16 protein-coding genes and 1 tRNA gene are annotated in these 12,975 nt (G+C 60.8%); 11 read left to right on the top strand and 6 right to left on the bottom strand.

Going from position 1 to position 12,975, the window contains the following annotated elements:
* Positions 1-13: 13 nt before the first annotated feature.
* Together AC0V2Y_RS16750 and gpmA are read right to left on the bottom strand one after the other, a co-directional pair.
* Entirely contained in the window at positions 14-1,477 is a 1,464-nt protein-coding gene (locus AC0V2Y_RS16750) for a murein hydrolase activator EnvC family protein (protein WP_475415908.1), read from the bottom strand.
* 76 nt (positions 1,478-1,553) lie between these two features.
* The gene (gene gpmA / locus AC0V2Y_RS16745) at positions 1,554-2,300 is read right to left on the bottom strand and encodes a 2,3-diphosphoglycerate-dependent phosphoglycerate mutase (RefSeq protein ID WP_070313039.1); all 747 of its coding nucleotides are present in this window, start codon (positions 2,298-2,300) and stop codon (positions 1,554-1,556) included.
* A gap of 106 nt (positions 2,301-2,406) precedes the next feature.
* On the opposite strand from gpmA, the gene AC0V2Y_RS16740 reads away from it, so the two are divergent.
* The 5 genes from AC0V2Y_RS16740 to AC0V2Y_RS16720 all read left to right on the top strand — a co-directional run bounded on the left by AC0V2Y_RS16740 (position 2,407) and on the right by AC0V2Y_RS16720 (position 5,411).
* A complete protein-coding gene (locus AC0V2Y_RS16740; RefSeq protein WP_070220898.1) occupies positions 2,407-2,823 on the top strand; it encodes a rhodanese-like domain-containing protein in 417 nt (138 codons plus the stop codon).
* A 27-nt stretch (positions 2,824-2,850) separates the two neighbouring features.
* The gene (grxC, locus tag AC0V2Y_RS16735; protein ID WP_070220900.1) at positions 2,851-3,117 is read left to right on the top strand and encodes a glutaredoxin 3; all 267 of its coding nucleotides are present in this window, start codon (positions 2,851-2,853) and stop codon (positions 3,115-3,117) included.
* Positions 3,118-3,277: 160 nt separating this feature from the next.
* A complete protein-coding gene (gene secB, locus AC0V2Y_RS16730) occupies positions 3,278-3,754 on the top strand; it encodes a protein-export chaperone SecB (protein ID WP_076565035.1) in 477 nt (158 codons plus the stop codon).
* 86 nt (positions 3,755-3,840) lie between these two features.
* On the top strand, positions 3,841-4,302 hold the full coding sequence (locus tag AC0V2Y_RS16725; protein ID WP_475415861.1) for an SH3 domain-containing protein: 462 nt from the start codon (positions 3,841-3,843) through the stop codon (positions 4,300-4,302).
* A 68-nt stretch (positions 4,303-4,370) separates the two neighbouring features.
* Positions 4,371-5,411 carry an NAD(P)H-dependent glycerol-3-phosphate dehydrogenase gene (locus tag AC0V2Y_RS16720; protein WP_475415860.1) on the top strand — a complete coding sequence of 347 codons (1,041 nt, stop codon included), beginning with the start codon at positions 4,371-4,373 and terminating at the stop codon, positions 5,409-5,411.
* Positions 5,412-5,421: 10 nt separating this feature from the next.
* Here AC0V2Y_RS16720 and AC0V2Y_RS16715 read toward each other — a convergent pair whose 3' ends face one another.
* From AC0V2Y_RS16715 to mscL, 4 genes are read right to left on the bottom strand one after another with little or no spacing between them, the layout of a single operon-like run.
* Positions 5,422-5,766: a cupin domain-containing protein gene (locus AC0V2Y_RS16715; RefSeq protein WP_475415859.1), complete on the bottom strand. Its 345-nt coding sequence runs from the start codon at positions 5,764-5,766 to the stop codon at positions 5,422-5,424.
* 15 nt (positions 5,767-5,781) lie between these two features.
* Positions 5,782-6,474, bottom strand: a complete 693-nt coding sequence (locus AC0V2Y_RS16710) for a DUF2461 domain-containing protein (RefSeq protein ID WP_475415858.1) — start codon at positions 6,472-6,474, stop codon at positions 5,782-5,784.
* Positions 6,475-6,495: 21 nt separating this feature from the next.
* Positions 6,496-7,656 (bottom strand): Do family serine endopeptidase, encoded by a 1,161-nt coding sequence (locus AC0V2Y_RS16705; RefSeq protein ID WP_071650259.1) that lies wholly within the window; start codon positions 7,654-7,656, stop codon positions 6,496-6,498.
* Between the two features lie 41 nt (positions 7,657-7,697).
* Entirely contained in the window at positions 7,698-8,147 is a 450-nt protein-coding gene (gene mscL / locus AC0V2Y_RS16700; protein WP_475415857.1) for a large conductance mechanosensitive channel protein MscL, read from the bottom strand.
* Between the two features lie 413 nt (positions 8,148-8,560).
* Here mscL and petA point away from each other — a divergent pair, with 413 nt between their 5' ends.
* From petA to AC0V2Y_RS16670, 6 genes are all read left to right on the top strand, one after another.
* Entirely contained in the window at positions 8,561-9,169 is a 609-nt protein-coding gene (gene petA, locus AC0V2Y_RS16695; RefSeq protein WP_034753009.1) for a ubiquinol-cytochrome c reductase iron-sulfur subunit, read from the top strand.
* A gap of 2 nt (positions 9,170-9,171) precedes the next feature.
* The gene (locus AC0V2Y_RS16690) at positions 9,172-10,584 is read left to right on the top strand and encodes a cytochrome b (protein ID WP_475415856.1); all 1,413 of its coding nucleotides are present in this window, start codon (positions 9,172-9,174) and stop codon (positions 10,582-10,584) included.
* A 36-nt stretch (positions 10,585-10,620) separates the two neighbouring features.
* A complete protein-coding gene (locus AC0V2Y_RS16685; RefSeq protein WP_326457741.1) occupies positions 10,621-11,385 on the top strand; it encodes a cytochrome c1 in 765 nt (254 codons plus the stop codon).
* A 120-nt stretch (positions 11,386-11,505) separates the two neighbouring features.
* Positions 11,506-12,117: a glutathione S-transferase N-terminal domain-containing protein gene (locus AC0V2Y_RS16680; protein ID WP_010394154.1), complete on the top strand. Its 612-nt coding sequence runs from the start codon at positions 11,506-11,508 to the stop codon at positions 12,115-12,117.
* A gap of 210 nt (positions 12,118-12,327) precedes the next feature.
* Positions 12,328-12,840 carry a ClpXP protease specificity-enhancing factor gene (locus tag AC0V2Y_RS16675; RefSeq protein ID WP_070289470.1) on the top strand — a complete coding sequence of 171 codons (513 nt, stop codon included), beginning with the start codon at positions 12,328-12,330 and terminating at the stop codon, positions 12,838-12,840.
* 26 nt (positions 12,841-12,866) lie between these two features.
* Positions 12,867-12,942: transfer RNA gene (locus AC0V2Y_RS16670), tRNA-Thr, on the top strand.
* Positions 12,943-12,975: the final 33 nt, after the last annotated feature.

Raw genomic sequence — 12,975 nt, 5'->3', positions numbered from 1 at the left:
CAATGGTGGGAACTTAAAACTTCACCCAGGTGGCGGGGTCGAAGGCGCGGCCCTGATGACGCAGTTCAAAGTATAGCCCTGATTCCTCGTTGCCGCCGCTGTTGCCCGCGCTGGCAATGGCGTCGCCGCCCTTGACGGCATCGCCCACGCGTTTCAGCAGGGATTGGTTATTGCCATAAATACTCATGTACTGGCCGCCATGGTCGACGATGATCAAATTGCCGAAACCGCGCAGCCAGTCGGAAAACACGACCCGGCCGCCGGCGATGGCGTGGATTTCGCTGCCTTCGCCCGTGCGGATGAACACGCCCTTCCAGCTGGGGCCGTCACCGCGCTTGCTGCCGAAGCGGGCGGCGATCTTGCCCGCCACGGGCGCGCGCAGCTGCCCTTTCATGCTGGCAAAGGCGCCGGCCGGCGCGGCCGGCCCCAGGCTTGGGCGTTCCGGCTCCGGTTCCGGCTTCGGCTCGGGTTTCGGCGCCACCTTGGCCACTTGCGGCGGCTCGTCGTCGTCGATCGGTTCGAGCTTCACGGGCGGCGCTGGCGGCGTCTGCGGCTTGATCTTGCCCGATTTGTTTTGTTGCTCTTTCGCCAGGCGTTCGCGTTCGGCCTGTGCCTGGGCGGCCTTGGCGCGCGCGGCCAGCAGGCGTTCGCGCTTTTCCGCGGCGATCCTGGCGTCGGCGGCCGCTTTCGCGGCGGCGCGCTGCTCGGCCAGCAATTGCTGGCGTTTCTTTTCGGCCGCCGCGGCGGCGGCCTGCTCTTCGATCAGTTTCGCCAGCTTGTCGACCAGGTTGCCCATGCGCTGTTCGTCGCGCTCGACATTGCCCACTTCCTTGCGCTGCGCCACCAGGCGCTGCGACAAACTCGTCAGCAAGGCGGCGCGGCGCGCCTTCTCCTGCACCAGCAAAGCCTTCTGGTCGCGCTCTTCCTGCGCGATTTCTTCCAGCTCATCCTTGGCGTTCTGCACGTCCGCCTGGTTTTTCTCCACGGCCAGCAAGTTGGCGCGCAAGGCTTCCAGCAGGCGCGCCTGCGCCTGCGACACATACGCCATCAATTGCAGGTCGCGGTTGATGCGGTTCGGATTGTCGCCCGACAAGAGCAGCTTGATGCGGTCTTCGTTGCCGGCGACATATTGTTCACGCAGCAATTTCGACAGCTGCGTCTTTTGTTTTTCGACGGTGGCCGTCAGCTGCTGGTGCTCCTGCCCCAGCGCCGTCAGCTTCACGCTCGTCTCGCCTTGTTCCTGCGCCAGGTCGCGCAAGGCGCGGTTGGCGTTGGAAATGGCCTCTTCCGACTCGGCCAGGGTATCGGCCGCGTCATCCTTGGCGCTTTCCGTGCGGCTGATGTCGCGCTTGAGCGCCGTCAGCTTTTGTTGCAATCCAGCACGTTGTGCTTCCGCGGCCGCCTTCTGCTTGCTGCGTTCGGTGGGCTTGGCACCCTGTGCGGCACCGCTCGACAAGAGCAGCGCTGCGCACAGCATGGCGCCGGCGCGCCACGCCGGCAGGGGTCGTTCAGCAGAGGGGGCGATCGCTGTGCCGCGGAAGAAAGACAACAAGTTACTTGGCCTTCCCTTGGTTCGCCACGGCCGCTTGCGCTGCCGCAATCGCCGCCGGGTCGCCCAGGTAGTAATGACGGATCGGTTTCAGGTCGGCATCCAGTTCATACACGAGCGGCTGGCCGTTCGGGATGTTCAGGCCGACGATATCGCTGTCGCTGATGCCATCGAGCATCTTGATCAGCGCGCGCAGGCTGTTGCCGTGGGCCGAAATGATGATTTTCTTGCCGGCGCGGATGGCCGGAGCGATTTCCTCATCCCAGGCCGGCATCACGCGCGCCACGGTGTCTTTCAGGCATTCGGTCAGCGGGATAGCCGCTTTCGGCAAGCCGGCATAGCGCGGATCGTTGTACGAGGCGCGGTCATCGTTCGCTTCCAGCGGCGGCGGCGGCGTGTCGTAGCTGCGGCGCCAGACCAGTACTTGCTCGTCGCCATACTTGGCGGCCGTCTCGCCCTTGTCCAGGCCTTGCAGGGCGCCATAGTGGCGCTCGTTCAAGCGCCAGTCATTCTTGATCGGCAAATACATCATGTCCATCTCGTCGAGCGCCAGCCACAGGGTGCGGATGGCGCGCTTCAGGACGGAAGTGTAGGCCACGTCGAACGTAAAACCTTCCTGCTTGAGGATCTGGCCGGCGGCCTTGGCTTCGTTGACGCCCTTTTCCGTCAGATCGACGTCGGTCCAGCCGGTGAAGCGGTTATCGAGGTTCCAGGTGGACTCGCCGTGACGCATGAAAACGATTTTGTACATAGTTCTATCTTCTCAAGGGGTTCAAATCAAAAAAGCAAAACGTAAAAAGACCTCGTCCAGCTTCTATTTTATAATGCGCGGATTGACTTAAACCATTGGACCCTACGTGAAATTCATTATCGACCACATTTTTCTGTTTGCCATCGTCATTATTTCCGGCGGCGCCCTCCTCTGGCCACTGCTGTCGATGCGCGGCAAGCGCGCGACCGTGCTGGAAGTCACGCAACTGATCAACCGTGGCAAGACCATCATCGTCGACGTGCGCAGCGCGGAAGAATTCGCCACGGGCCACTTGCCTGACGCAAAAAATATTCCGCTGCCGGAACTGGCAAAACGCATGGGCGAGCTGGAAAAATTCAAAACGCGCCCCATTGTAGTGGTTTGCCAGAAAGGTTCGCGTTCGGCAACCGCCGTCGGCCTGCTGGGCAAAGCCGGTTTCGCTGAGGCAACAAGCCTGGAAGGCGGCCTCGACGAATGGAAAAAGCAGGGTTTGCCATTGAAAACCCTGTCGCTGGCGAAGTAAGCCGGCATTTAACTAGAAGGAATCATCATGACCGTCCCCGTAATTGTGTATAGCACCGCCGTGTGCCCGTATTGCGTGCGCGCCGAGCGCCTGTTGGAAGCCAAGGGTGTCGCCGTGCAAAAGATCCGCGTCGACCTCGACCCGGAAGAGCGCATCAAGATGATGGAACGCACGGGCCGCCGCACGGTGCCGCAGATCTATGTGGGCGATACCCACGTGGGCGGATTCGACGATTTGTATGCGCTTGATCAAGCTGGCAAGCTCGACCCCTTGTTAAACGGCACGGCAGCCTGATATAAAGCGGGTTCGAGAAATTGCTTGGTTTTTTGTCGTATTGTTTTGATACAATTGCCCTCGCACCTGATCTGGCCGCGCCTACCCGGCGCGGTTTGAATACCGCAAGCACCATATTTGAACGGTGTGCCGTTCTTGTCCCTTACAACGAAAGCGTTCCATGTCTGACGAAAATCTGCAACCAGTCTTCCAAATCCAACGCGTCTACCTGAAAGACATGTCGCTGGAACAACCAAATTCCCCAGCTATTTTCCTGGAACAAGAAGCCCCAGCGATCGAAGTCGCTCTGGACGTGGGCGCTGCGCCTCTGGCCGACGGCATCTTCGAAGCCACCGTGACCATCACCGTGACCGCCAAGGTCGGCGAAAAAGTCGCTTTCCTGGTTGAAGGCAAGCAAGCCGGTATCTTCGAAGCACGCAACATTCCTGCCGATCAACTCGATCCGCTGCTGGGAATCGGCTGCCCGAACATCATCTACCCTTACCTGCGCGCCAACATCGCCGACGTGATCACCCGTGCCGGCTTCCCGCCAGTGCACCTGGCCGAGATCAACTTCGAAGTGTTCTACCAACAACGTCTGCAAGCCATCGCCGACGCTGCCGCCGCTGCTCCAGCAGGCGACGCGACGACGCACTAAGCTGCAGGCAAGACCCCGCCGGCCCCTTGGGGCTGGCCTGACACGGCGGCCTGGCCGCCGTGTTTCGTTAAGGTTCAAAAAATATCATGTTGAAAAGTGCGCTCTTGAGCAAGTTCCGCTGGATGGCCGGCGCCGTGCTGCTGCTGGCCACCGCCGCCAGCCACGCCGTCGATTTCAAGACGGTGGGCGCGACCCCCGTCATCCTGTATGACGCGCCGTCCTCCAAGGGCGGCAAGCTGTACGTGGCGCCACGCGGCATGCCGCTGGAAGTCGTGCTCAGCTACGGCGAATGGGTCAAGGTGCGCGACGCCAGCGGCGAAATGGCCTGGACGGAAGCCAAGGGCCTGTCGGCCAAGCGCAACGTCGTGGCGCGCGCCGCGAATCTCAAGGTTCGCGCCAGCCCCGACGACAACGCCTCCGCCATCATCCTCGTCGACAAGGGCGTGCTGCTGGAAATGAGCGAACAACCGAGCTCCGGCTGGGTCAAGGTACGCCACAAGGATGGCCAGAGCGGCTACGTCAAGACCAGCGAAGTGTGGGGCCTGTAAGCACCGCCCTGCGCACCGGGCGACCGGCCCGCGCGCCGTACCCGTTTCTTCCGCCCCACTGAGGTTGCATGCAAGTTTCTCCAGATACATCTCCCGCCGCCAAGGCCCTGCCCCGCAAGATCACCATCCTCGGCGCAGGCGCCTGGGGCACGGCCGTGGCCATGGCCCTGGCCGGCCGCCACGACGTGCTGCTGTGGGGCCGCAACGGCGAAGCCATGGCCGCCATGGCCGCCAGCGGCGAAAACAGCTATTTACCGGGCTTCCCTTTGCCGCCGCAGCTGCGCATCGGCGCCGATTTCGACGCCGCCGTCGCGCATGCCAGCGGCGAACACGGCCTCCTGATCGCCGCCTGCCCCGTGGCGGGCCTGCGCCCCATGCTGCACCAGCTGAAAGGCAAGGCCATCGGCAAGCTGGTGTGGCTATGCAAGGGATTTGAAGGCGGCACGGGCCTGCTGCCGCACCAGATCGTGCAGGAAGTTCTGGGCGACAATATCCCCGGCGGCGCCCTGTCCGGCCCCTCGTTCGCGCAGGAAGTGGCGCGCGGCTTGCCGTGCGCGCTGACCATCGCTTCGCACAGCGCGCCATTGCGCGGCGCCGTCGTCTCGGCCTTGCATGGCGGCACCATCCGCGTGTATGCGAGCGAAGACCTGGTGGGCGTGGAAGTGGGCGGCGCCGTGAAGAACGTGCTGGCCATTGCCACCGGCGTGGCCGACGGCCTGGGCCTGGGCTTGAATGCGCGCGCCGCGCTGATCACGCGTGGCCTGGCGGAAATCACGCGCCTGGGCACTGCCCTGGGTGGCCAGACGGAAACGTTCATGGGCTTGACGGGCATGGGCGACTTGATTCTGACGTGCACGGGCGACCTGTCGCGCAACCGCCGCGTCGGCCTGGGCCTGGCGCAAGGCAAGGCCCTCGACACCATCGTGGCCGAACTCGGTCACGTGGCCGAAGGCGTACCCTGCGCCAAGGCCGTGCGCGAACTGGCGCGCCGCATGGGCGTCGACATGCCGATCACCAACGCGGTGGCCGGCGTGCTGTTCGATGGGGATTTGCCGCACGTGATGGTGCAGCAGCTGCTGTCGCGCGATCCGCGCGCCGAGGCGGCCTGACAGGAAAACCCTAGCGGCCCGCCTTGTGCATGAGTATGGTGAGCAGCAATAAACTGTCTGCGCGCGCTTCCAGCGCGTGCGCCTGGCCGCCGAGCAAATACAGCATCTGCCCCGGCCCCAGCAGGTGCACGCCGCCATGCGCTTCCACCGCCACCTGCCCTTGCAGGCACAGCAGGGTGATTTCACCGAGGACATGATGCTCGGGCATGGTCTTGCCCTTGGGCATGCACATGCGGATCAATTCCAGTTCATCCGTCCTGGCCAGCGCGATGGCGGAAAACTGCGACAGGTCGTCGCCATCCCTGCGCAGCACCTCGATCACCTGTCCTGAACTTGCGTGCTCCAGCGCCATCATGTGCTCCTTCGGCAATTACTCGGTGACTTCCTCGGGCTCTTTCGCGCCGCGCATCCACTCGACCAGCGGCCACGCATCCTTCAAGCCTTCCGCCAGGGTCGGCAGCAGTTTTTCCGGTGCGTTGACGGGCAGCGGCACTTCGGTCCAGACAAAAAAGCTCTTCAGCTTGATGAATTCGATATGTTCGGCGTCCGCCTCGAAGCCCTTGGGCGGGCGCTGCAACTTGCCCTCGTTCTGGATGGTGCCGAAACGGGCCTTTAAACGCTTATTTTTCAGCACTTTGGAAAAACCTGGCGCGTCGTTGAGCATATGCTCGCGCAGCGCCTTCAGGCGGCCAGGCGGCGGCATGTATTCGCCGGCGCCGAACAGCAGATTGCCCTGGCCATCGATCTGCAGATAATACGTGGGACCGCCCGCCTTGCTGGGACGGCGCATGTCGTTCGGCGCGATGGCGGCCGAAAAGCGCGTTTTATAGGGGCTCTTGTCGTGCGCGAAACGCACGTCGCGGTTGATGCGGAACAAGGCCTTCTTCGGATTGCAGTATTTCACGGCCGGATCGAACTTGCCGAGTTCAGCAATGAGTGCAGTCACCAAGGCGAGGAACTCCTCGCGCAGGATGTCGTAGCGGGGCTTGTTCATGACAAACCAGGGACGGTTGTTGTTGTCGCTCAGCTCACGTAAAAATTGGGTCAAATCACGCACATGCATGTGTCAAATTCCGATCAACAACTATTTGGAAAGCTCTTTCGGGATGGGGCGCTTGCCCACCATCACGTCGAGTGCCGCTTCGCGATTCTTGCGCAGCACCGTCATTTTAGCTTTTTCGCCGGGCGGCAGTTGGGCGATCAGGTTCAGCATTTCCGTCGTGTCGCCGACAGGCTTGCCTTGCACCGTCAGCAGGATGTCGCCCGGCACGATGCCCGCCTTGTCGGCCGGGCCGTTGCGCACCACGCCGGCGATGATGGCGCCGCTGGTGCGCTGCAGGTTGAAGCTTTGCGCCAGCTCGGGCGTGATGTCCTGCGTTTCCACGCCGATCCAACCGCGCACCACGTGGCCATCCTTGATGATGGCTTCCATCACGGTCTTGGCCGTCGAGACGGGAATGGCGAAGCCGATGCCGACGGAGCCGCCGCTTTGCGAATAAATCGCCGTATTGATGCCGATCAGATTGCCGCGCGTATCGACCAGGGCGCCGCCCGAATTGCCGAAGTTAATCGCCGCATCCGTCTGGATGAAGTTTTCAAAGCTGTTGATGTGCAGGTTGTTGCGGCCCAGGGCGGAAATGATGCCCATGGTCACCGTCTGGCCCACGCCGAACGGATTGCCGATGGCCAGCACCACGTCACCCACGCGCGCCAGTTCCGACTGGCCCAGCACGATGACGGGCAGCTTGTCGAGGTTGATCTTGATGACGGCCAGGTCCGTTTCCGGGTCCAGGCCCACCACCTTGGCGGGCGCCTTGCGGCCATCGGTCAGCACCACTTCGATTTCGTCGGCGCCTTCGACCACGTGGTTATTCGTCAGCACATAGCCTTCATGGCTGACGATGACGCCCGAGCCGAGGCTGTTTTTCAAGTCTTCGTCATCTTCGCCGTCCGGGTCGCGGTCACCGAAGAAACGTTTAAAGAAGGGATCGCGCGCCAGCGGATGGGCGCCGCGCTTGGGCACTTGCAGGGTGAGGATGTTGACGACGGCGGGCATGGCGCGCGCCGCCGCGTCGCGGTAGGAACCGGGCGCCAGGCTGCTCGACGCCGTTTCCACCACGGGCACCGGCTTGGCGGGAGAGCCCAGCTGCTGTACCCGGCTGGCCGGGCGCAGCGCGCCGTACACAAAGTACAGCGCCAACGCGATCGTCACGGTTTGCGCAAACAATAACCAGAATCGTCGCATACAGTTCTCTGCCCAGGTCAGCCGGCCGGTGCCGGAACGGCTTATTTTGCCAGATTGTTGCTGTTGCGTGCGTTCTGCTGCAGGGAGTCGCGGATTTCGCGCAGCAGCACGATGTCTTCCGGCGTGGCCGGTACCGGGGCTGGCGCGACCGGTTCGCTGCGGCGGGCCTTGTTCATCAGGCGCACCATCTGGAAGATGATGAAGGCGAGAATGACGAAATTGAGCAAGATGGTCAGGAAGTTACCGTAGGCCAGCACGGCGCCCGCCTTTTTCGCTTCCACCAGGGTCATCGTCGTCGCCTGGCCATTCAGGGGCAGGTAGTAATTGGCGAAATCGAGGCCGCCGAAAATGCGGCCGATGGGCGGCATGATCACGTCTTGCACCAGGGAATCGACAATCTTGCCGAAGGCGCCACCGATAATGACACCGACCGCCAGATCGACGACGTTACCCTTCATTGCAAATTCTTTAAATTCTTGCATCATTGCCATGAATTTCTCCTTCGGATATGTATAAAAAACATGCCGATCATACTATTGATTCCCAGTGCCACCAACTTGTGGTTGTCGGCAGGACCATTTCGTGCACAGCCGGACGCATCTAGTTCGAAAGAACTAGCCACCTCCTGCAAAAGTATATAAATTATGGTACAAGCAACGTTTTTGTTTGATTCGTTGTTTGCTTCACTTATAATTTGCGGTTGCCAGAAGTGGCTTTTTCACTTCCGGATAATCAACAAGAAACTGGCACGGGCTGCGCCATAGTCCGAAGTTCCGCAGGGATGTTGCCACTTTACCGTACAAAGATGCGGGTTGCGGCAATCAGTGGGATAGAGCTTCGGCGACGGGTTTTTCGCGGCTGCCACTCATAATAAAGATTCGCATTTTGACTGATTGGGGTTTGCATGAGTAACGAAAAGCAGGTCGATTCAGGCCGTCGCGGCTTGCTCGTCGCCACGTGCGCGGCGGGCAGTGTAGTTGGATTGGCAACCGCGGGAGCCTTGGTAAGCACCTTCCAGCCGTCGGAGCGCGCGAAAGCGGCTGGCGCGCCGGTCGAAGTAGACATCACCACCTTGCAACCCGGCGAAATGCGCACCGTCGAATGGCGCGGCAAGCCGGTCTGGATCCTGAAGCGCACGCCGGAAATGATCGCGTCGCTGAAAAAGACCGACGGCAAAGTCGCCGATGCCAATTCCCAGCGCAATCCCGCCGAATTCACGCCGGAATACTGCATGAACGAGGCGCGCTCGATCAAGCCTGAAATTCTCGTCGCCGTCGGCATCTGCACCCACCTGGGCTGCTCCCCTTCCTCGAAATTTGCCCCCGGCCCGCAACCGTCGCTGCCCGATGACTGGGAAGGCGGCTTCCTCTGCCCTTGCCACGGCTCCACCTTCGACATGGCAGGCCGCGTGTTCAAGAACAAGCCGGCGCCGGACAACCTGCAAGTGCCGCGCCATATGTACCTGAGCGACACCAAATTGCTGATAGGTAAAGACGAGAAAGGCGAGGCTTGATCATGGCTGCTTTCAAAGAAACGAAGTTCCCGGCAGACGCTCCCGCCGCCGAAAAAGCGCTGGGCTGGGTCGATGACCGCTTTCCCCTGACCAAGCTGTGGAACGACCAATGGGGCAAGTACTACGCCCCGAAAAACTTCAATTTCTGGTACATCTTCGGCTCGCTGGCCATGCTGGTGCTGGTCTTGCAGATCGTCACCGGCATCTTCCTGACCATGCACTACAAACCGGATGCGGCCCTGGCCTTCAATTCCGTCGAGTACATCATGCGCGAAGTACCGTGGGGCTGGCTGGTGCGCTACATGCACTCGACGGGCGCCTCCGCCTTCTTCATCATCGTCTACCTGCACATGACGCGCGGCCTGCTGTACGGCTCGTACCGCAAGCCACGTGAGCTGATCTGGCTGTTCGGTTTCGCCATCTTCCTGTGCCTGATGGCCGAAGCGTTCTTCGGCTACCTGCTGCCATGGGGCCAGATGTCGTACTGGGGCGCGCAAGTGATCGTCAACCTGTTCGGCGCCATCCCCTTCATCGGCCCTGACCTGTCGCTGTGGATCCGCGGCGACTACGTCGTGTCCGACGCGACCCTGAACCGCTTCTTCGCCTTCCACGTGATCGCCATCCCGCTGGTCCTGCTGGGCCTGGTTGCAGCGCACTTGATCGCCCTGCATGAAGTCGGCTCCAGCAATCCGGACGGCATCGAAGTGAAGGAAAACCTGGGCGCCGATGGCCACCCCGTCGATTCGATCCCATCGCATCCGTACTACACCGTGCATGACCTGTTCGGCGTCTCGATCTTCCTCGTCATTTTCAGCGCCGTCGTCTTCTTCGCGCCGGAAATGGGCGGTTATTTCCTGGAATACAACAACTTCCTGCCCGGCGATTCGCTGAAGACCCCGCTGCACATCGCGCCAACCTGGTACTTCACGCCGTTCTACTCGGTGCTGCGCGCCACCACGGCCGACTTCATGTACGTGCTGATGGGTGTCGTGGCCGCCTACGTGGTGTTCATCTGGCTCAAGTCGCGCCTGTCGACGACGGTCAAGTCGATCATCGCCGGCATCGCCATCGTCGCCATCATCGGCATGCTGCCGCAGGTGCTCGATGCGAAATTCTGGGGCGTGGTGTTCTTCGGCGGTTCCGTCGTGATCCTGGCGTTCCTGCCATGGCTCGACCATTCGCCAGTGAAATCGATCCGCTACCGTCCGACTTGGCACAAATACATCTATGCCATCTTCGGCCTGTCGTTCCTGATCCTCGGCTACCTCGGGACCCAGGCGCCAACGGATGCGAAAACCATCGTGTCGCAAGTGTGCACCCTGATTTACTTCAGCTTCTTCCTGCTGATGCCATGGTGGAGTGCCATGGGCAAGTTCAAGACCGTGCCGTCGCGTGTGACGTTTCACCCGCACTAAGCCGCTCTCACGCCACGCTCAAAGGACATACATCATATGAAGATTGCAAAAAAACTGCTCGCCATCCTGGCCTTCGTGCCTGCCATGGCTCTCGCCAGCGAAGGCGGCTTTCCGCTGGACAAGGCACCTGACCGCCAGACCAACATGGCAGCGCTGCAGCATGGCGCCAAATTGTTCGTCAATTATTGCTTGAATTGCCACGCCGCCGTGTCGATGCGCTACAACCGCCTGCGCGACCTGGGCTTGACGGAAGACCAGATCAAGAAGAATCTGTTGTTCTCCGGCGATAAAGTCGGCGACCTGATGACGACTTCCCTGGCACCGCAGGACGCCAAGGCCTTCTTTGGCGTCGTACCGCCCGATTTGTCGGTAATTTCGCGCGCGAAATCATCTTCCGCTGGCACTGGCGGCGACTACCTGTATACTTACCTGCGTACGTTCTATAAAGACGACACTCGTCCGACCGGCTGGAACAACATGGTCGTGCCGAATGTTGCCATGCCGCATGTATTATGGGAATTGCAAGGTGTCCAGACTGCCAAGTTCGTGGAAGAGAATGATCCGCACGAAGCTGGCAAGAAGATCCACAAATTTGCCGGCTTCGAGCAGGTCAAGCCAGGTACGTTGAACAAGATCGAGTACGACAATGCGGTAGCCGACCTGGTCGGCTACATGGAGTGGATGGCCGAACCGGCACAGCAGACACGCAAGCGCCTGGGCGTCTGGGTACTGCTGTTCCTGTCGGTCTTTGCTCTGCTGGCATGGCGCCTTAACGCGTCGTTCTGGAAGGAAGTCAAATAAGTGAGGCGCCGGCCATAGGCCGGTTTATGCCTGTTTCTGCGTTGTCCGCATGAGTGGACAAGCGACCTGGGGTGAGCCGTTCGCGGCTTCACCCCCTTTGTTTCTAAGGAACTATAAAAAATGATGGTTCTCTATTCGGGTACAACCTGCCCATTTTCGCAACGCTGCCGCCTGGTCCTGTTTGAAAAAGGCATGGACTTCGAAGTGCGCGACGTCGACCTGTTCAACAAACCGGAAGACATTTCGACCATGAACCCGTATGGCCAGGTGCCGATCCTGGTCGAACGCGAACTGATCCTGTATGAATCGAACATCATCAACGAGTACATCGATGAGCGCTTCCCGCATCCGCAACTGATGCCGGCCGATCCGCTGATGCGCGCCCGCGCGCGCCTGATGCTGTTCAATTTCGAAAAAGAACTGTTCGTGCACGTGCACGTGCTGGAAAGCGAACGCGCCAAGAGCAACGACAAGGCCCACGACAAGGCACGCGCGGAAATCCGCGACCGCCTGACGACCCTGGCGCCACTGTTCCTGAAAAACAAGTACATGCTGGGCGACGAATTCTCGATGCTCGACGTGGCTGTCGCGCCGCTGCTGTGGCGCCTGGACCACTACGGCATCGAACTGTCGAAGACGGCCGCACCGCTGATGAAATACGCCGAACGCATCTTCTCGCGTCCCGCGTATATCGAGGCATTGACCCCTTCCGAAAAGGTCATGCGCCGCTAAAAGATATCCCCATAAAGCTGCTGCGCAGCCCGCTCTCGACTTGGCGTTACTCGCCGTACTCAAGTACGGCTGCGTTACTCAAGCCGATATCGGGCTTGCTCGCGACGCTTTCTGGGGCATCTTGGATTCTTTCCAGTTGCTCTGTTTCATTGAACTACCGGTGCGCCCGCCATTTGTTGCCGGCGGCGCTCCCGCCTCACAGTGCCTACCATGTCTGAAATCTCAACCAAACCTTATATGCTGCGCGCCATCTACGAGTGGTGCACCGACAGCGGCTACACGCCTTATCTCGCGGTCAAAGTCGATTCGCGCACCACGGTACCGATGGAATACGTGAAAAAGGGCGAAATCGTGCTCAACATCAGCTTCGGCGCCACCAGCGGCCTGAAGATGGACAACGACGCCATCCGCTTCCACGCCCGCTTTGGCGGCGTCTCGCGCGAAATCTATGTGCCGGTCGACAACGTGATGGCCATCTACGCCAACGAAAACGGTCAGGGCATGGCCTTCGAGCCCGTGCTGGGCAACGATGATCCCGACGCGCAACCGACGGACAGCCCCGCCTCCGCCGACGTCCCGCCGCCCGTGCTCGCCCCTGCTACCAGCGGCCCGACCCTGTCGTCCGTGCCGGCCAGCTCCCCCGAACAACGCGACAACGCCACGCCCGGCGACGACGAGCCACCAAAAAAAGGCGGCCGCCCGACCCTGACACGTATTAAATAGCGTATAATTCGCAACGCGCAGTTTTTGCCGACTTAGCTCATTTGGTAGAGCAGTTGATTTGTAATCATCAGGTGGCCAGTTCGAAACCGGCAGTCGGCACCAAGAATATCAAGGGCTTACAGAAATGTAAGCCCT

Source organism: Janthinobacterium sp. BHSEK, assembly GCF_056174685.1.
Note: the sequence above shows the minus strand (reverse complement) of the source record. Positions and strands in the feature narration are given on the sequence as shown.

What these genes read in the sequence shown, in the direction of transcription:
- mscL (WP_475415857.1), bottom strand. Translation starts at nt 8,147, where the DNA reads ATGGCAATGATGCAAGAATTTAAAGAATTTGCAATGAAGGGTAACGTC.
- gpmA (WP_070313039.1), bottom strand. Translation starts at nt 2,300, where the DNA reads ATGTACAAAATCGTTTTCATGCGTCACGGCGAGTCCACCTGGAACCTC.
- AC0V2Y_RS16675 (WP_070289470.1), top strand. Translation starts at nt 12,328, where the DNA reads ATGTCTGAAATCTCAACCAAACCTTATATGCTGCGCGCCATCTACGAG.
- AC0V2Y_RS16705 (WP_071650259.1), bottom strand. Translation starts at nt 7,656, where the DNA reads ATGCGACGATTCTGGTTATTGTTTGCGCAAACCGTGACGATCGCGTTG.
- petA (WP_034753009.1), top strand. Translation starts at nt 8,561, where the DNA reads ATGAGTAACGAAAAGCAGGTCGATTCAGGCCGTCGCGGCTTGCTCGTC.
- AC0V2Y_RS16690 (WP_475415856.1), top strand. Translation starts at nt 9,172, where the DNA reads ATGGCTGCTTTCAAAGAAACGAAGTTCCCGGCAGACGCTCCCGCCGCC.
- AC0V2Y_RS16720 (WP_475415860.1), top strand. Translation starts at nt 4,371, where the DNA reads ATGCAAGTTTCTCCAGATACATCTCCCGCCGCCAAGGCCCTGCCCCGC.
- secB (WP_076565035.1), top strand. Translation starts at nt 3,278, where the DNA reads ATGTCTGACGAAAATCTGCAACCAGTCTTCCAAATCCAACGCGTCTAC.
- AC0V2Y_RS16715 (WP_475415859.1), bottom strand. Translation starts at nt 5,766, where the DNA reads ATGATGGCGCTGGAGCACGCAAGTTCAGGACAGGTGATCGAGGTGCTG.
- AC0V2Y_RS16710 (WP_475415858.1), bottom strand. Translation starts at nt 6,474, where the DNA reads ATGCATGTGCGTGATTTGACCCAATTTTTACGTGAGCTGAGCGACAAC.
- AC0V2Y_RS16725 (WP_475415861.1), top strand. Translation starts at nt 3,841, where the DNA reads ATGTTGAAAAGTGCGCTCTTGAGCAAGTTCCGCTGGATGGCCGGCGCC.
- AC0V2Y_RS16685 (WP_326457741.1), top strand. Translation starts at nt 10,621, where the DNA reads ATGAAGATTGCAAAAAAACTGCTCGCCATCCTGGCCTTCGTGCCTGCC.
- AC0V2Y_RS16750 (WP_475415908.1), bottom strand. Translation starts at nt 1,477, where the DNA reads ATGCTGTGCGCAGCGCTGCTCTTGTCGAGCGGTGCCGCACAGGGTGCC.
- AC0V2Y_RS16680 (WP_010394154.1), top strand. Translation starts at nt 11,506, where the DNA reads ATGATGGTTCTCTATTCGGGTACAACCTGCCCATTTTCGCAACGCTGC.
- grxC (WP_070220900.1), top strand. Translation starts at nt 2,851, where the DNA reads ATGACCGTCCCCGTAATTGTGTATAGCACCGCCGTGTGCCCGTATTGC.